18 protein-coding genes and 1 pseudogene are annotated in these 19,974 nt (G+C 58.7%); 12 read left to right on the top strand and 7 right to left on the bottom strand.

Annotated elements, in window-relative coordinates:
- Position 1 precedes the first annotated feature (1 nt).
- Genes EBC_RS23420 through EBC_RS23405 form a run of 4 tightly spaced genes read right to left on the bottom strand, consistent with a single transcriptional unit; the run spans position 2 to position 4,334 of the window.
- Positions 2 to 832: an ABC transporter ATP-binding protein gene (locus tag EBC_RS23420; RefSeq protein ID WP_013204353.1), complete on the bottom strand. Its 831-nt coding sequence runs from the start codon at positions 830 to 832 to the stop codon at positions 2 to 4.
- The gene (locus EBC_RS23415) at positions 833 to 1,732 is read right to left on the bottom strand and encodes an ABC transporter permease (RefSeq protein ID WP_013204352.1); all 900 of its coding nucleotides are present in this window, start codon (positions 1,730 to 1,732) and stop codon (positions 833 to 835) included.
- A complete protein-coding gene (locus tag EBC_RS23410) occupies positions 1,729 to 2,739 on the bottom strand; it encodes an ABC transporter permease (protein ID WP_013204351.1) in 1,011 nt (336 codons plus the stop codon). The genes EBC_RS23415 and EBC_RS23410 overlap by 4 nt, the downstream gene beginning before the upstream one ends.
- Positions 2,739 to 4,334 (bottom strand): ABC transporter substrate-binding protein, encoded by a 1,596-nt coding sequence (locus tag EBC_RS23405; RefSeq protein WP_013204350.1) that lies wholly within the window; start codon positions 4,332 to 4,334, stop codon positions 2,739 to 2,741. Before EBC_RS23405 ends, EBC_RS23410 begins: the two co-directional genes overlap by 1 nt.
- 197 nt (positions 4,335 to 4,531) lie before the next feature.
- Between EBC_RS23405 and EBC_RS23400 the strand changes: the two genes are divergently transcribed.
- The 3 genes from EBC_RS23400 (at position 4,532) to EBC_RS23390 (ending at position 7,098) form a co-directional block, all read left to right on the top strand.
- Positions 4,532 to 5,623: a dipeptidase gene (locus EBC_RS23400; RefSeq protein WP_013204349.1), complete on the top strand. Its 1,092-nt coding sequence runs from the start codon at positions 4,532 to 4,534 to the stop codon at positions 5,621 to 5,623.
- A gap of 2 nt (positions 5,624 to 5,625) precedes the next feature.
- Positions 5,626 to 6,537, top strand: coding sequence for a LysR family transcriptional regulator (locus tag EBC_RS23395; protein WP_013204348.1), 912 nt, complete (start codon positions 5,626 to 5,628; stop codon positions 6,535 to 6,537).
- A gap of 165 nt (positions 6,538 to 6,702) precedes the next feature.
- Entirely contained in the window at positions 6,703 to 7,098 is a 396-nt protein-coding gene (locus EBC_RS23390; protein ID WP_013204347.1) for a hypothetical protein, read from the top strand.
- A 49-nt stretch (positions 7,099 to 7,147) separates the two neighbouring features.
- On the opposite strand, the gene EBC_RS23385 is transcribed toward EBC_RS23390, so the two are convergent.
- A complete protein-coding gene (locus tag EBC_RS23385) occupies positions 7,148 to 8,170 on the bottom strand; it encodes a zinc-binding alcohol dehydrogenase family protein (protein WP_013204346.1) in 1,023 nt (340 codons plus the stop codon).
- A 136-nt stretch (positions 8,171 to 8,306) separates the two neighbouring features.
- Between EBC_RS23385 and EBC_RS23380 the strand changes: the two genes are divergently transcribed.
- From EBC_RS23380 to kdpD, 9 genes and pseudogenes are all read left to right on the top strand, one after another.
- On the top strand, positions 8,307 to 9,212 hold the full coding sequence (locus tag EBC_RS23380; protein ID WP_013204345.1) for a GntR family transcriptional regulator: 906 nt from the start codon (positions 8,307 to 8,309) through the stop codon (positions 9,210 to 9,212).
- A gap of 375 nt (positions 9,213 to 9,587) precedes the next feature.
- Entirely contained in the window at positions 9,588 to 10,817 is a 1,230-nt protein-coding gene (locus EBC_RS23375; protein ID WP_231853723.1) for an MFS transporter, read from the top strand.
- A gap of 269 nt (positions 10,818 to 11,086) precedes the next feature.
- Positions 11,087 to 11,200: pseudogene (locus EBC_RS26420) on the top strand (type II toxin-antitoxin system RelE/ParE family toxin); the annotation flags it as partial.
- Position 11,201: 1 nt separating this feature from the next.
- Complete coding sequence (gene nadS, locus EBC_RS23365) at positions 11,202 to 11,486, top strand: NadS family protein (RefSeq protein ID WP_013204343.1); 285 nt, start codon at positions 11,202 to 11,204, stop codon at positions 11,484 to 11,486.
- Between the two features lie 122 nt (positions 11,487 to 11,608).
- Positions 11,609 to 11,698, top strand: a complete 90-nt coding sequence (kdpF, locus tag EBC_RS25615) for a K(+)-transporting ATPase subunit F (RefSeq protein WP_082267203.1) — start codon at positions 11,609 to 11,611, stop codon at positions 11,696 to 11,698.
- Entirely contained in the window at positions 11,698 to 13,383 is a 1,686-nt protein-coding gene (gene kdpA, locus EBC_RS23355) for a potassium-transporting ATPase subunit KdpA (RefSeq protein ID WP_013204342.1), read from the top strand. Before kdpF ends, kdpA begins: the two co-directional genes overlap by 1 nt.
- 18 nt (positions 13,384 to 13,401) lie before the next feature.
- Positions 13,402 to 15,450 (top strand): potassium-transporting ATPase subunit KdpB, encoded by a 2,049-nt coding sequence (kdpB, locus tag EBC_RS23350; protein WP_013204341.1) that lies wholly within the window; start codon positions 13,402 to 13,404, stop codon positions 15,448 to 15,450.
- A 12-nt stretch (positions 15,451 to 15,462) separates the two neighbouring features.
- The gene (gene kdpC / locus EBC_RS23345) at positions 15,463 to 16,032 is read left to right on the top strand and encodes a potassium-transporting ATPase subunit KdpC (protein WP_013204340.1); all 570 of its coding nucleotides are present in this window, start codon (positions 15,463 to 15,465) and stop codon (positions 16,030 to 16,032) included.
- 29 nt (positions 16,033 to 16,061) lie between these two features.
- Entirely contained in the window at positions 16,062 to 18,731 is a 2,670-nt protein-coding gene (gene kdpD, locus EBC_RS23340) for a two-component system sensor histidine kinase KdpD (protein WP_013204339.1), read from the top strand.
- A 61-nt stretch (positions 18,732 to 18,792) separates the two neighbouring features.
- On the opposite strand, the gene EBC_RS23335 is transcribed toward kdpD, so the two are convergent.
- Positions 18,793 to 19,014, bottom strand: a complete 222-nt coding sequence (locus EBC_RS23335; RefSeq protein ID WP_013204338.1) for a YdgH/BhsA/McbA-like domain containing protein — start codon at positions 19,012 to 19,014, stop codon at positions 18,793 to 18,795.
- Between the two features lie 258 nt (positions 19,015 to 19,272).
- The gene (locus tag EBC_RS23330) at positions 19,273 to 19,875 is read right to left on the bottom strand and encodes an alpha/beta hydrolase (RefSeq protein ID WP_013204337.1); all 603 of its coding nucleotides are present in this window, start codon (positions 19,873 to 19,875) and stop codon (positions 19,273 to 19,275) included.
- Between the last annotated feature and the right edge of the window lie 99 nt (positions 19,876 to 19,974).

Here is a 19,974-nt window from a genome sequence, read left to right as displayed (position 1 = left end):
GTTACTCCTCCCGCCACGCGGCTTCACGCTGCATCACGGGCAGACGGGCGCGCGGATGGCGCAGCGAAGGCAGGCACGCCAGCAGACCCTTGGTGTAGGGATGCTGAGCCTGCTGCAAATCGCCCGCCGCCAGCATCTCGACAATGCGTCCGCTGTACATCACCGCCACGCGATCGCAAAAATGCGAAACCAGCGGCAGATCGTGACTGATCAGGATCAATCCCATGCCGCGCTGCGAAACCAGATCGTCAATCAGCCTTAAGATCTCCGCCTGCACGGTGGCATCCAGCGCGCTGGTCGGTTCATCGGCGATCAGCAGTTCAGGATCCGGTGCCAGCATCATCGCAATCATCACCCGCTGGCCCATGCCGCCCGAAACCTCATGCGGATAGCGTTTCGCCACTAACTCCGGGTCGCGGATTTTCACCTGAGAAAGCAGATCGACGGCGGCCTTCAGCGCGTCGCGTTTGCTGCCGCCTTTATGCTCACGCCAGGCCTCGGCAATCTGCTGACCAATGGTCATCACCGGATTCAGCGAGTATTTAGGGTCCTGCAAAATAAAGCCCACGCGTTTGCCGCGCACCTGACGCATGACTTTTTCACTGGCACCCCGCAGATCGATACCGTCGAAGCTCAGCTTATCCGCCGTGACCTTCGCGTTGCCGGGCAGCAGCTGCATCAGGCAGCGCGCGGTCAGCGACTTGCCTGAGCCACTCTCACCGACGATGGCAAACTTCTCTTTGCCGACGCTGAATGAGACGCCGCGCACCGCTTCAAAGGTCTCCGTGCCGCTGGTGAAGCCAATTCGTAAGTTTTCAATTTCAACCAGCATTTACTGCTCCTTAGGATCCAGCACGTCACGCAGGCCATCGCCGAGGAAGTTGAAGGCCAGCGAGGTTAAAAAGATGGCGATGCAGGGCATCAGCGGCACCCACCATTCGCTGAACAGGAAGCGGCGCGCGGTGGCGATCATCGTTCCCCACTCTGGCGACGGCGGCTGCGCGCCCATGCCGAGAAAGCCAAGGCTGGCCGCGGTGATAATGATGGAGCTCATATCCAGCGTCACCCGCACAATCAGGCTGGGCACGCACAGCGGCATGATATGGCGCAACACGATGCGCAGGGGCGACGCGCCGCTAATCCGGCTGGCAGCGATAAAATCACTGTGGCGGAACTGCAGCGTTTCAGCGCGGGCAAGGCGTGCGTAAGGCGGCCAGGCGGTGAGGGCAATCGCCAGAATGGCGCTCTCGACGCCGGGGGTTAAGGCAGCGACAAACGCCAGCGCCAGAATCAGCCGGGGAAAGGCCAGAAAGATATCGGTGATGCGCATCAGCGTTTTATCCAGCAGGCCACCGGCATAACCGGCGATACAGCCGATAAACAGGCCGATGGGCGCGGTGATCAACACCACCGCAATCACCATGCCTAAGGTGGTTCTGCCGCCAAACAGGATGCGGGTGAAAATGTCGCGTCCCAGCTCATCGGTACCCAGCCAGTGCAGCGTGGAAGGGCGGGCCAGGCGGTTGGCCAGATCCTGAAAACCGGGATCGTACGGCGTCAGCAGCGGTGCGGCGAGTGACAGCAGCAGCATCAGCAGCACCACCAGCAGGCCGCTCATCGCCAGCGGATGGCGCTTCAGTCCCAGCCACAGGCGATAACGTCTGCCCCACACCGCCTGACTGCGGGTGGTTGGCGTCTCGTTAAGCAGCCAGGCTCTTGATAAGTTTGTCATTTTACGCGTGGGTCCATAAGTCGGTAGAGAATATCAGCGCACAGATTCAGCAGCACATAGGCGGTGCCCACCAGCAGCGTCGCGCCGACGACCGGGTTCATATCGGCATTCATCAGCGAGGTGGTGAGGTATTGCCCCAGCCCCGGCCAGGAGAAGACGTTTTCGGTGACTACCGCGCCTTCCAGCAGCCCGGCATAGGTCAATGCCAGCACGGTCACCAGCTGAACCGCCACGGTCGGAAAGGCGTGACGCCAGATGACCCGACGTGAAGAGAGCCCTTTGGCGCGGGCGGTGATAACAAACTCGCCGCTCAGCGCGTTCAGCATAAAGGTGCGGGTCATACGGGTGATGTACGCCATGCTGAAATAGGCGAGGATCAGCACCGGCTGGGCCATATGCGCCAGCGCATCCCAGAAGGCGTCATAATCTTTCGCCAGCAGGGAATCCACCGTCAGCAGGCCGGTAACCTGCGGCACCATATCCTGATAAATGATGTCCTGACGGCCAGGGCCAGGCGCAATGCCCAACACCGCGTAGAACACCAGCAGGCTGAGGAGCGCGAGGACAAATACCGGCAGGGAGTGACCGGCCAGGCACACCACGCGGATCACCTGATCGATCCATTTCCCCTGACGCACGGCGGCCCAGACGCCCAACGGGATGCCGATAATCGCCGCGACAATAATCGCCGCCGTTGCCAGTTCCAGCGTGGCCGGGAAAAAGCGGGCGATGTCCTGGCTGACCGGGTTAGAGGTCAGAATGGAGCGACCAAAGTCGCCATGAAGGATTTGGGTCAGATAGTGCCAGAACTGAATGTACAGGGGCTGATCCAGCCCCATTTCCTGTCGAACGCGCTCGATGACGGCCTGCGGAGCGTTATCGCCTACCGCGGCCAGCACCGGATCGGTCGGCATCACCCGACCGATAAAGAACGTTAAAACCGACAGACCAAACAGCGTCAGCAGCAGGCTTCCCAGCGTGCTGGCAATACGGGTTAACCACGACATCAGGCTTTTTTCACCAACTCGTAAGGGTTGTCATTCAGCACGGTGATGTGCATGCCGGTGACGCCTTTGGTGCTGGCGTAGGTGTTCAGTTTCTGGAACATGAAAATGAACGGGCTCTTCTCGCGGTGCATGGTCTGGATCTGCTCATAGAGGGCGATACGTTTCGCCGGGTCTTTTTCGTGCAGGGCCGCTGCGGTCATTTTGTTGAAGTCTTCGTCGGACCAGCTGCAACGCCAGGCCAGGGAACGCACGCGGGCGGTGTCGCTGTTATCGGTATTGACGCTGAAGGCTTCGGTGTTGGAGTTCGGATCAAAATAGTCAGCGCCCCAGGCGGTGATCGCCAACTGATGCTGACGGGCGCGCATTTTGGTCAGGACCTGGCGGTTTTCGGCGGAAATCAGCTGAACTTTGATGCCGATAGCGCCCAGCTGCGTCTGGATAGCCTGGGCAATGTCCGGGAAAGGCTGGGCGGAGTAGTGATCCAGCGTCAGCTCAAACCCGTCCGGGTAACCCGCTTCGGCCAGCAACGCCTTCGCTTTTGCCACATCCACCTTAAACGGCTGGTCGTTCAATGCTGCCGGGAAACCGGCTGGCAGCAGGCTCTGATGGACTTTGTAGGTCAGCGGAATGATATTTTTCTGGATGCTGTCGTAATCAATCGCCCACTTCAGCGCCTGCCAGACCTGCGGCTTCTGCAAATGTTCGTTTTTGGTGTTGCAGGACATCAGCATCAGGGTGCCGACCATCTGCTGCACCACGTGGAAATTCGTGTCGCCCATCAGCGGCTTAAGCTGCTCGGTGGTCAGGTCGCGGGCGATATCCACATCGCCTTTTTGCAGCATCAGCAGCTGGGCGGACGGGTCGATAATATGTTTGGCGATCACCCGTTTAATGGTGCTTGTTGACGGATGGTTGTCGTTTTTCTCCAGAATAATGCTCTCGCTGGCTTTCCACGCGCGCAGGGTGAACGGGCCGCTGCCGGCGCTGTGCTGCTTGATCCAGGCATTGCCCTGATCGTCGCCGGCCTGATTTGCCAGCGCGGTTTTCTTCTGCACGATGCTGCCCACCGGCGCGGACAGGCAGTACAGCAGGAAGGTTTCGGCGGCGGGTTCCGCCAGGTTCAGCACCAGCGTGTGGGCATCTTTCGCCACAATCATCTGGTCAACGTTGTCTTTGGTAAAGCCGAACTGGTTGATGATAAAGGCCGGGCTCTTATCCAGCTTCACCACGCGTTGCAGCGAGAAGGCGGCATCATCGGCGGTCATCGGGCTGCCGTCGGCGAATTTAACCGCCGGGTCGAGATGGAAGGTGAAGGTCTTGCTGTCGCTGCTAACGTCCCAGCTTTTCGCCAGTTCGCCCATCACTTCATTCGGCTTAGCCGGATTTGGCATCACCAGGCGTTGATAGAGGTTACCGCAGACTTCAGAGCCGATGGCTTCAAAGCTTTCGGCCGGATCCAGGCTGGTCATGTTGTCGAGCTGCATCGCCATCACCAGCATCGAAGGTGGGGTGGCGGCAAAGGCGCTGTTCAGAGAGAGGTAAGAGAGAAAAGGAACCGCACTGCATCCTGCAAGAAAACGTCTTCTGGTAACCATGGTATCTCCAACATATTGAAATTAAAGAAAAATAATGAATTTTATTGTGCTTTCTGTCTTGACAGCTACCGACGATCTCGGGTAGTACTGAAAGGAGAAGCCTTTTTTTGCTGCGCGAAGCAGCCTGCGCTTTGCTGGTGCAACCTGCTTCAGCATGGCGCACCGTTAATCCCCTAACCTGAGAGCGGAATTCCCCCATGCAACAACTGCGTTCTGATGCCGTGACCGTGCCCGTCTTTGACGGCCATAACGATCTCCTGATGCGCCTGTGGCTGTCCCATCAGGACGATCCCGCTTCCGCTTTTCTCAACGGTCCGGCTGCGGGCCAGATGGACCTGCCACGCATGAAGCAGGGCGGTTTTGCAGGCGGTTTATTCGCGGCGTATGTGCCTTCGGCTGGATCCAGTGCAAGAAGCGCGCCAGCTGTCAGAAAAAACCGATCGGTGCCGGAATACAATGAGATAGAACCGACGCCATCGCGGGAAGAGGCGCTGGAAATCACCCTGTCGATGATTGCCACCTTATTGCGCATTGAGCAGCAGTCGGGCGGCGCGGCACGCATCTGCCGCACGGCGAAAGATATTCGTCAATGCATGCAGGACAGTGCAATCGCCATGGTGATGCACATCGAGGGAGCAGAAGCGCTGGATGAAGACCTGGCGTTGCTGGAGGTGCTGTATGCCGCCGGTTTGCGCACGCTGGGCCCGCTGTGGAGCCGGCCAAATATTTTTGGTGACGGCGTGCCGTTCCGTTTCCCTTCATCGCCGGATATCGGCAACGGCCTGACGGACGCGGGATTAAGGCTGGTTCGCGCCTGTAATCACAAGCGCATCATGGTGGATTTGTCGCACATGGATGAGAAGGGCTTCTGGCAAACGGCGAAAATCAGCGACGCGCCGCTGGTGGCCAGCCATTCCAACGCCCATGCGTTGTGCCCGCAGTCGCGTAATCTGACCGATCGCCAGCTGGCGGCCATCCGCGAAACCAACGGTTTTGTCGGGGTGAATTTTGGCACCAGCTTCCTGCGCGGCGACGGTAAAAAAGCCGACGATGCCACGGTGCTGGAAATCGTCCGCCACGTGGATTATCTGGTTGAAAAGGTAGGTGAAGATAACGTCGGTTTTGGATCGGATTTTGACGGCACCACGCTGCCACCGGACATGAAAGACGTGGCGGGATTGCCGTTGCTGGTCAGGGCGTTAAGCGAGCACGGCTACGACCGGCCATTGCTGGAAAAAATTTGCTACGGCAACTGGATCCGCGTGCTGGAAGCCACCTGGGGTGAATAACCATGCGCCTGCGCCATATTGAGGTTTTCCAGGCGATTGTGGAGGCCGGCAGCATCAGTGCGGCGGCGCGGCAGCTTAACGTCTCACAGCCGAACGTCAGTCGGGTGCTGAACCATGCCGAGCAACAGCTCGGCTTTACCCTGTTTGAACGGCACAGCCAGGGAATGATCCCGACGCTGGAGGCGCAACGGTTGATCCCGGAGATCCGCGAGCTGTATGGCCGTCTGCAGGCGATCGGCGTGTTAACGGAGCAGCTGCGACGCGGTGAAGGCCAGACGGTGCGGGTGGGCGCGGCCCATGCTTTTGGCCAGATGATCCTCGCCCCGGCGATGGTGGAATATCGCCGACAAAACGGCTTCGTCAACGTCGACCTGGTGACCGAGCATTTCAGTACACTGTGCCAGAACTTGCTGGAGGATCGGCTTGATTTTGCGCTGGTGTTTGGTCAGCAGGTGCCGGGAGAACTGGTATCAGAGCCGCTGTTTCACTCGTCAATGGTGGCCCTGTTGCCGGCGGATTCAGAGCAGACCTCGGCGGTCACGCTCGAATGGCTATGCCAGAACAATTTGCTGATGATGCAGCAGGAAGATCCGCTGGGCCATGTGCTGCACCGTGCGCTGCGGGATAAGGCGCTGCAACCGGCCAATTCGCTGTATATCAAGACCTATTCGGTGATCGCCGATATGGTGCTGGCCGGCGGTGGCGTGGGGATTGCCGACCTGTTTACCGGCCGCCGCTATGCCGATCAGCTGCGGGTGTTGCCGATCGCCCAGCCGTTACCGTTTGAGGTGATGCTGATCAGCCGCCGCGACCGGCCACAATCGCAGTCGACGCTGCAACTTAAGCAGGTGATCCGCACCAGGCTGTGGGAGCTGGCGCGCCAGTGTGAGGCGCAAATTCACGCCGAACACTGAGCCGGCATCTGACCGAACTGCGCCGCGCTGCGCAAACGATTGGCGGTTTTTGCCGCAGCCGTCAACGAATGTCCGATGGAGTTAACAGATCGGCGCTCTGCCGCTTTCTCTCTCCCGCTGCGGGTGCTTAAATCTGCTGTCGCTTAAAAAGATGCAGGAGGAGCTGTGCTGCCATCGCAAACCGTCAATGTGACCATCCCCCGTAACTGGGTAGACCTGTACGAAACCATCTGGAAACCCGAATTCTTCCCGAAGTGGGCCTCCGGCCTTAGCCAGTCATCGCTGGTCAGGGAAAGCACGCACTGGAAAGCCAACGGCCCGAACGGCGTGGTGAAACTGCGTTTTACCGAGCACAACCCCTGGGGCGTGATGGATCATTACGTCGATAGCGGTTTTGGCAAGGAAGTGTATGTGCCGATGCGCGTGGTGGGGAATGAAGCCGGGGCGACGGTGTTTATCACCGTGTTTCGACAGTCACTAATGTCTGAAGATAAGTTTGCGCAGGATATTGAGTGGGTAAAGCGGGATTTGCAGGCGCTGCATACGCTGTTAACCACCTGACCGGCAACGCGGGGGAACCACCGTTTTCCCCGCGCTGTCAGCAATGCTCTCAGAAATGAATCACACCTTTAATTAATTCCCGATTGTTAATCACGTCCGCTTCAAACACCTCCGCCAGATCGGCAAACTCAAAGCGTTTATTCAACATCATCTCTGCGCTGATTTTGCCTGCGGCCATTAACTGCGCGACCTTCTCAAAATCTTCCTGAGTGGCATTACGGCTGCCCATCAGCGTGGTCTCTTTCTTATGGAAATCGGTATCCGGGATCTGGATGTCGCCTTTGTGCAGACCGACAAACACGATGCTGCCGCCGTGGGCAATCAGCGAGACACAGTTGTTCATGGCGTGCGGGTTACCGGTGGCATCAATCACCTTGCCCGGCAGGCGGCCGGAGAACTGCCCCCGCAGCTGCTGTTCGAAATCAGCGGCGGCAGCATCCAGCGCCGGCAGTGCCAGATTTTTTTCGACGTGGGAGCGGCGGAACGGGCTGGTATCGGCAACCACCACCCGCGCGCCAGCGGCATTGGCGATGGCGGCTACGCCCAGTCCGATCGGACCGGCACCGACCACCAGTACGCTTTCGTCGGGCTGAATCGCCGCACGGCGAACGGCATGAGCACTGATGGCAAAGGGTTCGATTAATGCCGCGGCTTCCGCATCGACGCCGGTGACATCCAGCAGATTACTTTCCGGCACGCTGAGGTAGTCACAAAAACCGCCGTCCTGATGGACACCAATCACTGAAATTTTCTCACAGCAGTTGGTTTTGCCGCTTTCGCAGGCGCCACAGCTGCCGCAGGAGAGGTAAGGGATCACCGAGACTTTCTGACCGACGCGGAAGCGGTGTGCGCCGGCACCCAGCGCCACAACCTCACCGCACAGCTCGTGGCCGAGTACGCGGGGATAACTGAAGAAGGGCTGATTGCCTGCCCAGGCGTGGATATCGGTGCCGCAGATGCCGGCAGTCACAATCTTCAGCAGGGCTTCACCCGGCGCGGCATGGGGTTTCGCGCGCTGCTGGTAGGACATCTCTTTCGGCTGCTGGATCACCAGCGTGGTCATCATGGTCATGGGTTTTTCTCCGTTGTCTGGCCTGAGTTATGGAATAAAACCGGGCCGCCGCGCAGGGTGCACAACCGGATTTGTGACTGAACGCGCCTTTATCGGGCCTGAATTGGTTTTTAATGGATAAAAATCAGGAGAAGCCATGAGCCGCACGCAAAACCTTCGCCACAACGTGGTCAATCAGATGCTGGAAGGCATCGCCAGCCAGCATATCCGCTCGCCGTTGCCACCGCAGGCAGCATTGGCGGAGATGTTTAACGTCAGCCGCACCACGGTTCGCCATACGCTGGCGCATCTGCATGAACGTGGCGTGCTGGATAAGGTGGAAGACCAGTATCTGATCGTGCGTCAGCCCAGCCAGGACGACGGCTTTGATGCGGTCAGCACCTCGCTGGATGAACAGGCCCGGCAGTTCGAGCAGGCGTTTTTCCAGATGATCAACCAGAAAACCTTGTCAGCCGGCGAAAGCTTTACCGAACTGCAGCTGGCGCAGCAGGTGGGGGTCAGTCCGGTAGTGGTAAGGGAGTTTTTGCTGCGCTTCAGCCGCTATAACCTGATTGAAAGCACCCGTCGCGGCCACTGGCTGATGAAGAAGTTCGACCGGCGTTATGCAGAAAAACTGTTTGAGCTGCGGGAAATGCTGGAGACGCACGCCCTGAACCGTTTTCTCAATCTTCCTGCCGATGATGAACGCTGGATAAAAGCGCGTGACCTGCTCAGCCGCCACCGCGAGATGCGCGACACCATCGCCAGCAGTTACCGGATGTTTGCCCAGCTGGATCGCGAAATGCATCAGCTGATCCTCTCCGCGGCGGATAACCCGTTTATTGATCAGTCGCTGGAGATCATTTCGGTGATTTTCCATTCGCATTATCAGTGGGATGAAAGCGATTTAAAGCAGCGCAATATCGTCGCGCTGGAGGAGCATATGGCGATCCTCACCGCGATCATCAGCCGCAATGACGTTGAGGCGAGCTGTGAATTACACCGCCATCTGACCACCGCGAAACAGTCGATGATCCGCTCGATCAAGCAGTACAGCGACTGACGAAGCCGGGTGTGTTGATGCCTGTACGGCGTTATGCACACCTCCGTGCGGGCGGATAAAGTGACTGGGATCTCGCTTTGCGCCGGGGCAGCGGGATAAAAAACCATTAAAAAACGGCAAAGCCCAATCTGTAGCACGGAACCGCAACATGATTACCCCAGGTAATTAACAGGGCATTTACTCTGATCAGGACATCTTCACCGCCGAGCGCGGATTACAAGAACACCTGACACTGGGGAATGCTTTATGGAAAACAGCCCGATTGTGACTGGCAGCGGCCATCAACTTGGCTCTGACAAAGAGACGGTAGAAATCGTCCCGGCGCACGGCAAACTGGTACGTTCAGCACGCATCAAACGCGTGCAAACCACCGCGATGATCCTGCTGTTCCTCGCCGCCGTGATCAACTACCTCGACCGCAGCTCGCTTTCGGTGGCTAACATGACCATCCGCGGCGATATGGGGCTGAGCGCCACCGAAATCGGCATGCTGTTGTCGGCCTTCTCACTGGCGTACGGTATCGCCCAGCTGCCTTGCGGCACGCTGCTGGACCGTAAAGGCCCGCGCATTATGCTGGGGATCGGCATGTTCGTCTGGTCCTGCTTCCAGGCCCTGTCCGGGCTGGTGCAGAGCTTCACCCAGTTTATTCTGGTGCGTATTGGCCTGGGGATTGGCGAAGCGCCGATGAACCCGTGCGGCGTGAAGGTAATCAACGACTGGTTCAATATCAAAGAGCGCGGGATGCCGATGGGCTTCTTTAACGCCGCCTCGATGATTGGCCTGGCGATCAGCCCACCGATTCTGGCGGCGATGATGCTGACCATGGGCTGGCGCGGCATGTTCGTTACGATCGGTATCTTGGGCATTTTCCTCTCTGCCGGCTGGTACATGCTGTACCGCAACCGCGATAATAAAACGCTGACCAAAGAAGAAGTGAACTATCTGGAAGCCGGCAGCGTCGTCGCACGCAAAGAGCCGATGAGCATGAAAGAGTGGCGCGGCCTGTTCAAGAACCGCACCATGTGGGGCATGATGATTGGCTTCAGCGGCATCAACTACACCGCGTGGCTGTATCTGGCCTGGCTGCCGGGCTACCTGCAAACCACCTATCATCTGGATTTGAAAGCGACCGGCTGGCTGACGGCGATCCCGTTCCTGTTCGGTGCGGCGGGGATGTTACTGAATGGCTATGTGGTTGATGCGCTGGTGCGCCGCGGCATGCAGCCGGTCAAAACCCGTAAAATCTGTATCGTTGCCGGTATGCTGTTCTCCGCGGCCTTTACTGCCGTGGTGGTGCAGGCAACCACCACTTACGCGGCGGTGGTGCTGATCGGTATGGCGCTGTTCTGCATCCACTTTGCCGGCACCTCCTGCTGGGGCCTGATCCACGTGAACGTCACCTCGCGTATGACGGCGTCAGTTGGCAGCATCCAGAACTTCGCGAGCTTTATCTTCGCCTCGTTCGCCCCGGTTTTAACCGGCTTTATCCTTGATAAAACCGGCTCGTTCAATATGGCGTTAATGGTCTGTGCCTGCGTCACCGTACTCGGCGCGCTCTCTTACCTGTTTATCGTCCGCGACCCGATTGTCGATGCCGTGGACTAACGACTGAGTCAGTAAATAAAGGCAGCGCTTTAAAGGCGCTGCCTTTTTTATTTCTAGGCAGGATGATTATTTGTGGGGAAATGCAGATAGTTGCTACCTGATTTCAAGCCGCTTGCACAAAATTTAGATCCAGTTTTAAGTTTAAATAAGTGCTACGCAGGGAAGGTGATATTGTGCGCTACACTGCGCGCGGGCGTATATCCTGACAGGGTAAAAGCCGCTTTTTACCTGCGGCTTTGGTGGTATAAAGGTGTACATAGTCAACCAAAAAAAGGGTTATTTATCTTGTCATGGCCTATCCGAAAAACGTTAAGGTTAGCCTGACTGATGCGGAAAAAGTCCAGCTGAAAAAGTTAACTAAATTATTGAAAAGTGAGGTGTGATATGAACATTTTTGACGATCTTAAAGCGTCTTTAGAAGAGGCTGTGGATATCAGGAATGGCGATAAAGCGCCTGGCAATGTTACCCGCTTTGAGATTGCCGATGTCAGGGCGATCCGGGAGCAGCTTAACGTTTCGCAAAGTGAAATGGCCAGGGCTCTGGGTACCAGCGTTGATACAATTAAAAGCTGGGAAAGTAAAAGGCGTAATCCCACCGGTCTGGCGGCTAAAGTGTTGGCCGCTATTCATGCCAATCCCGCATTTTTTCGGGAACTGGCCTCGCAGTAATTAATATAGGCACCCCAGCCTTTTTTTATACTTTTTTTACACCCCGCCCCTGCATTTTTACATCAACTTTGCACCCCGCTCGCAACAATAAAGGCCTTCGAAAGCGCCTCTGGAGGTGTGTTGTGAGCATGGCCTTAATTACCGGCATTGTGCTGGTGTTCCTGTTGTTGGGCTATCTGGTATATGCCCTGATTAATGCGGAGGCGTTCTGATGGCCGCCAGCGCATTTTTACTGATCGCCAGCTATCTGCTGCTGTTGATGATCCTCGCCCGTCCGCTGGGTAGCGGTCTTGCTCGCCTGATTGACGATCGTCCGCTGGCCGGCGTTGCCGGCTTCGAACGCCTGCTCTGGCGCGCCAGCGGCGTGGCGGCTGAATCCATGAGCTGGCGCAGCTACTTGCTCGCTATTCTGCTGTTTAACCTCGGCGGCCTGATCCTGCTGACAGTGATGCTGATGACCCAGGCCAGCCTGCCGCTTAACCCGCAGCACCTGCCGAATCTCAGCTGGCATCTGGCGCTGAATACCGCCGTCAGCTTTGTCACCAACACCAACTGGCAGGCCTATGCCGGCGAAAGCACGCTCAGCTACTTTAGCCAGATGGTGGGCCTGACCGTGCAGAACTTCCTCTCGGCAGCGACCGGGATTGCGGTGGCCTTCGCGCTGATCCGCGGCTTTGCTAACCGCTCACTGGGCACGCTGGGCAACGCCTGGCGGGATATGACCCGCATCACGCTGTATGTGTTGCTGCCACTTTCCCTGCTGATTGCGCTGTTCTTTGTCAGCCAGGGTACGCTGCAAAACGTTAACGGCTATCTGGATCTCACCACGCTGGAAGGGGTGAAACAGACGCTGCCGATGGGTCCGGTCGCCTCGCAGGAAGCGATCAAAATGCTTGGCACCAACGGCGGCGGTTTCTTTAACGCTAACTCGGCGCATCCGTTTGAAAACCCGACCGCGTTAAGCAACGTCGTGCAGATGCTGGCGATATTCCTGATCCCGGCCGCATTGTGCTTTGCCTTCGGCGATGTGGTGAAAGACCGCCGTCAGGGCCATGCGCTGCTGTGGGCGATGTCGCTGATGTTTATCGGCGCGGTGGTGGTGGTGATGTGGGCCGAACTGAAAGGCAATCCGCACTTCCTCAGCCTGGGTGCCGACAGCGCTATCAATATGGAAGGCAAAGAAACCCGCTTTGGCATTCTCAACTCCAGCCTGTTCGCGGTGATCACTACCGCCGCCTCGTGCGGCGCGGTCAACGCGATGCATGACTCCTTTACCGCGCTCGGCGGCATGGTGCCGATGTGGCTGATGCAGATTGGCGAAGTGGTGTTTGGCGGCGTCGGTGCCGGGCTGTACGGCATGCTGCTGTTTGTCCTGCTGGCGGTGTTTATCGCCGGCCTGATGATCGGTCGCACCCCGGAGTACCTCGGCAAAAAAATCGACGTCTGGGAAATGAAAATGACCGCGCTGGCGATCCTGATCACGCCGACGCTGGTTCTGCTCGGCACCGCGCTGGCGATGATGACCGACGCCGGACGCAGCGGTATGGCCAACCCCGGTATTCACGGCTTCAGCGAAGTGCTGTATGCGGTGTCGTCGGCCGCGAACAACAACGGCAGTGCCTTTGCCGGCCTGAGCGCCAATACCCCGTTCTGGAACCTGCTGCTGGCGTTCTGCATGCTGGTCGGCCGCTTTGGCATCATCATTCCGGTGATGGCGATTGCCGGATCGCTGGCGATGAAAAAAGTGCAGCCGGTGGGCAACGGCACGCTGCCGACCCACGGGGTGCTGTTTATCGCTCTGCTGATTGGCACGGTGCTGCTGGTGGGCGCACTGACGTTTATCCCTGCTCTGGCTCTGGGGCCAGTGGCGGAACACCTGATCATGTTTGCACATTAATCGCCGGAGAGAAGGATCATGAGTCGTAATCAACAGGCGCTGTTTGACGGTGCGCTGATAAGGGTTGCCCTGGGCGATGCCCTGAAAAAAATGAGCCCGCGCGTGCAGTTCCGCAACCCGGTGATGTTTGTTGTCTGGCTGGGCAGCGTGCTCACCACGCTGCTGGCGCTGGCCATGCTGGCAGGAAAAACGCCGGGCAGCGCCGGCTTTACCGGGGCGATTTCGCTGTGGCTGTGGTTCACCGTGCTGTTCGCAAACTTTGCCGAAGCGCTGGCCGAAGGGCGCAGTAAAGCGCAGGCCAACAGCCTGAAAGGCATCCAGAAAACCAGCTATGCCAAAAAAATGGCGGCGGCAAAATACGGGTCAGCGCATCAGCAGGTCGCGGCAGATTCGCTGCGCAAAGGCGATGTGGTGCTGGTGGAAGCCGGTGACATCATTCCCTGCGATGGCGAAGTGCTGGAAGGGGGCGCATCCGTCGATGAGAGCGCGATAACCGGCGAATCTGCACCGGTGATCCGCGAATCGGGCGGCGACTTTGCGTCGGTCACCGGCGGGACGCGCATCCTCTCGGACTGGCTGGTGATCCAGTGCAGCGTTAACCCTGGCGAAACCTTCCTCGACCGGATGATCGCCATGGTGGAAGGTGCAACAAGGCGCAAAACGCCGAACGAAATTGCGCTGACCATCCTGCTGGTGGCGCTGACCATCGTCTTTCTGCTGGCGACGGCCACGCTCTATCCGTTCACGGTCTGGGGCGGGAATCCGGTCAGTATCACCGTGCTGGTGGCGCTACTGGTCTGCCTGATACCGACCACCATTGGCGGCCTGCTGTCCGCGATTGGCGTGGCAGGGATGAGCCGGATGCTGGCCGCTAACGTCATCGCCACCAGCGGGCGTGCGGTGGAAGCCGCGGGCGATGTCGATGTGCTGATGCTGGATAAAACCGGCACCATCACCCTCGGCAACCGCCAGGCCACCCAGTTTATGCCTGCGCCGGGCGTCAGCGAAGAGCAGCTGGCCGACGCAGCACAGCTGGCGTCGCTGGCCGATGAGACGCCGGAAGGGCGCAGCATCGTGGTGCTGGCCAAGCAGAAATTTAACCTGCGCGAGCGCGATCTCAACAGCATGGGCGCGACCTTTATTCCGTTCTCGGCCCAGACGCGAATGAGCGGCGTTAACGTCCAGGATCGCATGGTGCGGAAAGGGGCAGTCGACGCCGTTCGCCGCCATATCGACAGCAATGGCGGCACTTTCCCGGCAGAAGTGAACAAGCTGGTGGAGGACGTGGCTCGCAGCGGCGGCACGCCGTTAGTGGTCTGTGATGGCGCCAAAGTGATGGGCGTGGTGGCGCTGAAAGACATTGTGAAAGGCGGCATCAAAGAGCGTTTTGCCGAGCTGCGCAAAATGGGCATCAAAACCATCATGATCACCGGCGATAACCCGCTGACGGCGGCGGCGATTGCCGCTGAAGCAGGTGTGGACGATTTCCTGTCAGAAGCGACCCCGGAAGCCAAGCTGGCGCTGATCCGTCAGTATCAGGCGGAAGGACGACTGGTGGCGATGACCGGCGATGGCACCAACGATGCTCCGGCGCTGGCGCAGGCGGACGTGGCGGTGGCGATGAACTCGGGCACCCAGGCAGCGAAAGAAGCGGGGAATATGGTGGATCTGGATTCCAACCCGACCAAATTGCTGGAAGTGGTGCACATCGGTAAGCAGATGCTGATGACGCGGGGATCGCTCACCACCTTCAGTATCGCCAATGACGTGGCCAAGTATTTCGCCATCATTCCGGCCGCGTTTGCGGTGACCTACCCGCAGCTGAATGCGCTGAACGTGATGCGCCTGCACTCGCCGGACTCCGCCATTCTGTCGGCGGTGATCTTTAACGCGCTGGTGATTGTGTTCCTGATCCCGCTGGCGTTGCGCGGGGTCAGCTACCGTCCGCTGAGTGCCGCCGCGCTGCTGCGTCGTAATCTGTGGATTTATGGTTTTGGTGGCCTGCTGGTGCCGTTTGCCGGCATCAAGCTGATCGATATGTTACTGACCCTGACCGGTTGGTTGTAAGGAGTGAACATCATGAGTCAATTACGTCCTGCGGTGATTTTGCTGCTGTTACTAACGTTAATCACCGGGCTGATTTATCCTTTACTCACCACCACGCTGGCCCAGTGGTGGTTCCCGTCGCAGGCCAACGGTTCACTGTTGATAACTGACGGGAAAACGCAGGGATCGGCGTTGATTGGGCAGAACTTCACGCAGCCGAACTATTTTTGGGGCCGTCCTTCCGCCACCGGCGATTCACCTTATAATCCGCTGGCGTCGTCGGGCAGCAACCTGGCGGGCAGCAACCCGGCGCTCGATGACGCGGTAAAACAGCGGGTGGCGGCATTGCGTAAAGCCAATCCGCAGGCCAGCGCGGCGGTGCCGGTCGATTTGGTGACGGCATCGGGCAGTGGCCTGGATCCGCAGATTTCACCGGAAGCGGCCTTCTGGCAGGCACCGCGCGTGGCGGCGGCGCGTCAGCTGCCGCTGGAAGAGGTGAAAAGGCTGATTGAGGATAATACCCATACGCCATTCCCCGGCTTTATTGGCGAACCTGGCGTCAACGTGGTGACGCTGAACCTGGCGTTGGATGCACTGCAATAACTGACTTTTGATTTTAACAGGGAGCGTCCATGAACGATGAACTGCACCGACCGGACCCGGATTCCCTGCTGCTGCAGGCGACGGAAAGCGGGCGCGGCAAGCTGAAAATCTACTTCGGTGCCTGTGCCGGGGTGGGGAAAACCTGGGCGATGCTGCAGGAAGCGCGTCGCCTGCGGGCGCAAGGGCTGGAGGTGCTGGTCGGTGTGGTGGAAACCCATGGGCGTGAGGAGACGGCGGCGCTGCTGGACGGCCTGACGGTTCTGCCGCGTAAGGCGACTGGACAAAACCGCCATCCGGAATTCGATCTGGATGCGGCACTGGCGCGTCATCCGGCGGTGATCCTGATGGACGAACTGGCGCACACCAATGCGCCAGGCTCCCGGCATCCTAAACGCTGGCAGGATATTGAAGAGCTGCTGGACGCCGGGATGGACGTGATGACCACCGTCAATGTTCAGCATCTGGAAAGCCTGAATGATGTGGTCGGCGGCGTGACCGGGATCCGCGTGAGGGAAACCGTGCCGGATCCCTTTTTCGATGCGGCCGACGAAGTGGTGCTGGTGGATTTGCCGGCCGACGATTTACGTCAGCGGCTGAAAGAGGGCAAGGTCTATATTGGCGACCGGGCCGAACGCGCCATTGAGAACTTCTTTCGTAAGGGCAACCTGTTTGCCCTGCGTGAACTGGCGCTGCGCCGCACCGCCGATCGGGTTGACGATCAGATGCGGGCCTGGCGGGACAGCCAGGGTCGGGAGAAAGTCTGGCATACGCGCGATGCAATCCTGCTGTGCATTGGCGATAACACCGGCAGCGAAAAACTGGTGCGTACCGCAGCCCGGCTGGCGGCGCGGCTGGATAGCGTCTGGCACGCGGTCTACGTTGAAACGCCCCGGCTGCACCGGCTTTCTGAAGCCCGACGCCGGGGCATTCTGCGCACCTTACAGCTGGCGCAGGATTTAGGGGCGGAAACCGCCACGCTCTCCGATCCTGACGATGCCAACGCGGTGCTGCGTTACGCACGTGAACATAACCTCGGCAAAATTATCCTCGGTCGCCGGTCTGCCCGCCGCTGGCGGCGCGACAGCTTTGCTGAACGGCTGGGCAAACTCGGCCCGGATCTGGATATGGTGATTGTCGCGCTGGATGAGCCGGTTTCGGCACCGGCCAGCGCGCTGGCCGATAACCGTCCCGGCGGCGACAAATGGCGAAATCCGTTGCGCGGTTGCCTGGCCAGCCTGATTTTATGTTCGCTGGTAACGCTGGCCGGGCGCTGGCTGCTGCCGGGCGTCGACTCCGTGAACCTGGTGATGGTCTATCTGCTGGCGGTGGTGGTGGTGGCGCTGCGCTATGGTCGCTGGCCGTCTGTCGTTGCTACCGTGCTGAATATTGTCGCCTTTGACCTGGTGTTTGTGATGCCGACCGGCACCATCGCGGTGTCGGATGTGCAGTATCTGGTCACCTTCGGCGTGATGCTGGCGGTGGGGGTGATTGTCGGCAACCTGACGGCGGGCGTGCGCTATCAGGCCCGCGTTGCCCGTTACCGTGAACAGCGCGCGCGGCATCTTTATGAGATGGCGAAGACCCTGAGCCGCGCGCTCAGCCAGCAGGACATTGCGCAGGCGTTACCGCGAAGTCTGGACACCACGTTGCAGGCCCGCAGCGAACTGCTGTTGCCGGACGAGCAGGGCGAACTGGTGGCGGTTGGCGAATCGCGGCTGAACAACGTGCCGGATAACGCCATCGCGCGCTGGAGCTTCGATAAAGGCCAGCCCGCCGGTGCCGGCACCGACACCTTGCCGGGTGTGCCCTGGCAGATCCTGCCGCTGAAAAGCGGGAATGAGACCCTGGGCCTGCTGGTGCTGGAGCCGCTGAATCTGCGTCAGCTGATGATCCCGGAACAGCAGCGGCTGGTGGAGACCTTTACGGTGCTGATTGCCAACGCGCTGGAACGTATTGCGCTAAGCCAGCGCGAAGCGGTTTCCCGCCTGGCTGCAGAACGCGAGCAGTTGCGCAATGCGCTGCTGTCGGCGTTGTCGCACGATTTGCGCACGCCGCTGACGGTGCTGTTTGGCCAGGCGGAAATTCTGACGCTGGATCTGGCGACGGAAGGCTCAAAACACGCCATCCAGGCCAGCGAGATGCGCGAGCAAACGCTGAATACCATCCGGCTGGTCAATAATCTGCTGGATATGGCTCGCCTGCAGTCCGGCGGATTTAGCCTGCGTGCCGAGTGGATGGCGCTGGAAGAGTTGATCGGCAGCACGCTGAAGATGATGGCACCGTCGCTGGGCAACAGAAAAGTGGCGCTGGCGTTACCGCAAGAGATGCTGTTGATCCACGTTGACGGGCCGCTAATGGAGCGGGTGCTGACTAACCTGCTGGAGAACGCGCTGAAATATGCCGGTGACGATGCGCAGATAGGCATTCGCGCCGGTGTGCAGGCGCAGCGACTGGAAATTGAAGTATGGGACAGCGGGCCGGGGATTCCTGGCGGCCAGGAAACGCAGATTTTTGAGAAGTTTTCGCGTGGCAACAAAGAGTCGGCGGTGCCGGGCGTCGGGCTGGGCCTGGCCATCTGTCAGGCCATCGTCAGCATTCACGAGGGCAAAATTCGCGCCGAGAACCGGGCGGAAGGCGGTGCGCGCTTTATTATCACCCTGCCGGTCAAAGAGCCGCCGGTGATTGAAGAGTACCAGTGAGCAGGCACAAAAAAAGCCGCCCGGAGGCAGCTTCTTCTGGCACGTCCTTATGCACCATTCCTTATTTGTACAGTTCAGCGGTCATATACACGCCGTTATCTGCACGGGCACTGGTGATTTTGTAAGAATCAGCGCCGGATGCTTTCGCCTGAGCTTCGATTTTGGCCTGTGCGCCGTCAAGGGTTGCACCGTGTGCAGAGATGCTCTGGGCAGCGAAGCTACCGAAAGAAACCAGTGACAGGGCGGCAATAGCGGCGACAGACAGTGTTTTGATGGTTTTCATGGTTAAAATCCTTCTTTATGGTTTGCATGTTTTGCAGGTGAAGACTGTGTGCCTTCGATGGGTGTAATAATAACCCAGGTAATTATTAGTCGATTAACAATAAGTGCGATCTTAATCACACTTTCTCTGCGGGGTTAGGTGGCGCGGGCGGAAGGGATGTATTAAGTGAATGAATATAAAGGCAATAAAAAAGCTCCCGCAGGAGCTTTGCTGTTGAGACTGCGCTATGCCAGCGCAAATTCCCACCGTTTTGCAGGTTTAAGCCAGGCAGCGGGCGATAAATTCGGCCGCTGACCGCGCGCCCTGCGCGGAAATGGTGTGGCCAATGGAAGCATCAAATTGGGTGCTGACGGTAACGCCGGCTTCGCGCAGCGCGGCGGCGGCGGTTTCCGTTTCGCCATAAGGGATCACGCTGTCTGCCATACCATGGATCATCAGCACCGGCGTATTCACCGCCGGATGATACGGCGTTGGTGAGGCGAGGCGACCGGAGAAAGAGACCAGTCCGGCGACGGGCCAGCGGCCAGAAACAATCGCGTCCAGCCCCATAATCGAGCCCTGCGAAAAGCCCACCAGCACCACTTTATCCAGCTGATTTTCCATCTGATGTTCGGTCAGGATTGCGCTGAGCTGCCGGTCGAAGGCGTCGCGCGCGGCTTCCACGCGTGCCGGGCGATTATCCGGGGTGATTCCGTTCAGGCTGAACCACTGATAGCCAGGCCCATGGTCAAAACGGAAAGGGGCATTGGGGCTGGCAAAGCTCACACCCGGCAGATCGCCAGACCAGTGGGCGCCAAGACCGGCCAAATCCTCTCCGTTGCTGCCAACGCCGTGCAGTAAAATTACCAGTCCTGTTGCCATCTTAGCCTCGTTATTTCTGTTGTCGTCGGATGTTGATGTTGCTTTGACCACAAGGCTACACCGGTTTTAGCGGGATTATTATCCCGGAAAAATCGTAAA

It is taken from the genome of Erwinia billingiae Eb661 (assembly GCF_000196615.1).
In the GTDB taxonomy this organism is placed as follows: domain Bacteria; phylum Pseudomonadota; class Gammaproteobacteria; order Enterobacterales; family Enterobacteriaceae; genus Erwinia; species Erwinia billingiae.
This window is presented reverse-complemented; position numbering and strand designations above follow the sequence as displayed.

What these genes read in the sequence shown, in the direction of transcription:
- kdpC (WP_013204340.1), top strand. Translation starts at nt 15,463, where the DNA reads ATGAGTCAATTACGTCCTGCGGTGATTTTGCTGCTGTTACTAACGTTA.
- EBC_RS23415 (WP_013204352.1), bottom strand. Translation starts at nt 1,732, where the DNA reads ATGACAAACTTATCAAGAGCCTGGCTGCTTAACGAGACGCCAACCACC.
- EBC_RS23335 (WP_013204338.1), bottom strand. Translation starts at nt 19,014, where the DNA reads ATGAAAACCATCAAAACACTGTCTGTCGCCGCTATTGCCGCCCTGTCA.
- EBC_RS23375 (WP_231853723.1), top strand. Translation starts at nt 9,588, where the DNA reads ATGATCCTGCTGTTCCTCGCCGCCGTGATCAACTACCTCGACCGCAGC.
- EBC_RS23410 (WP_013204351.1), bottom strand. Translation starts at nt 2,739, where the DNA reads ATGTCGTGGTTAACCCGTATTGCCAGCACGCTGGGAAGCCTGCTGCTG.
- kdpB (WP_013204341.1), top strand. Translation starts at nt 13,402, where the DNA reads ATGAGTCGTAATCAACAGGCGCTGTTTGACGGTGCGCTGATAAGGGTT.
- kdpA (WP_013204342.1), top strand. Translation starts at nt 11,698, where the DNA reads ATGGCCGCCAGCGCATTTTTACTGATCGCCAGCTATCTGCTGCTGTTG.
- EBC_RS23380 (WP_013204345.1), top strand. Translation starts at nt 8,307, where the DNA reads ATGAGCCGCACGCAAAACCTTCGCCACAACGTGGTCAATCAGATGCTG.
- kdpD (WP_013204339.1), top strand. Translation starts at nt 16,062, where the DNA reads ATGAACGATGAACTGCACCGACCGGACCCGGATTCCCTGCTGCTGCAG.
- EBC_RS23330 (WP_013204337.1), bottom strand. Translation starts at nt 19,875, where the DNA reads ATGGCAACAGGACTGGTAATTTTACTGCACGGCGTTGGCAGCAACGGA.
- nadS (WP_013204343.1), top strand. Translation starts at nt 11,202, where the DNA reads ATGAACATTTTTGACGATCTTAAAGCGTCTTTAGAAGAGGCTGTGGAT.
- EBC_RS23395 (WP_013204348.1), top strand. Translation starts at nt 5,626, where the DNA reads ATGCGCCTGCGCCATATTGAGGTTTTCCAGGCGATTGTGGAGGCCGGC.
- EBC_RS23420 (WP_013204353.1), bottom strand. Translation starts at nt 832, where the DNA reads ATGCTGGTTGAAATTGAAAACTTACGAATTGGCTTCACCAGCGGCACG.
- EBC_RS23400 (WP_013204349.1), top strand. Translation starts at nt 4,532, where the DNA reads ATGCAACAACTGCGTTCTGATGCCGTGACCGTGCCCGTCTTTGACGGC.
- EBC_RS23385 (WP_013204346.1), bottom strand. Translation starts at nt 8,170, where the DNA reads ATGACCATGATGACCACGCTGGTGATCCAGCAGCCGAAAGAGATGTCC.
- EBC_RS23405 (WP_013204350.1), bottom strand. Translation starts at nt 4,334, where the DNA reads ATGGTTACCAGAAGACGTTTTCTTGCAGGATGCAGTGCGGTTCCTTTT.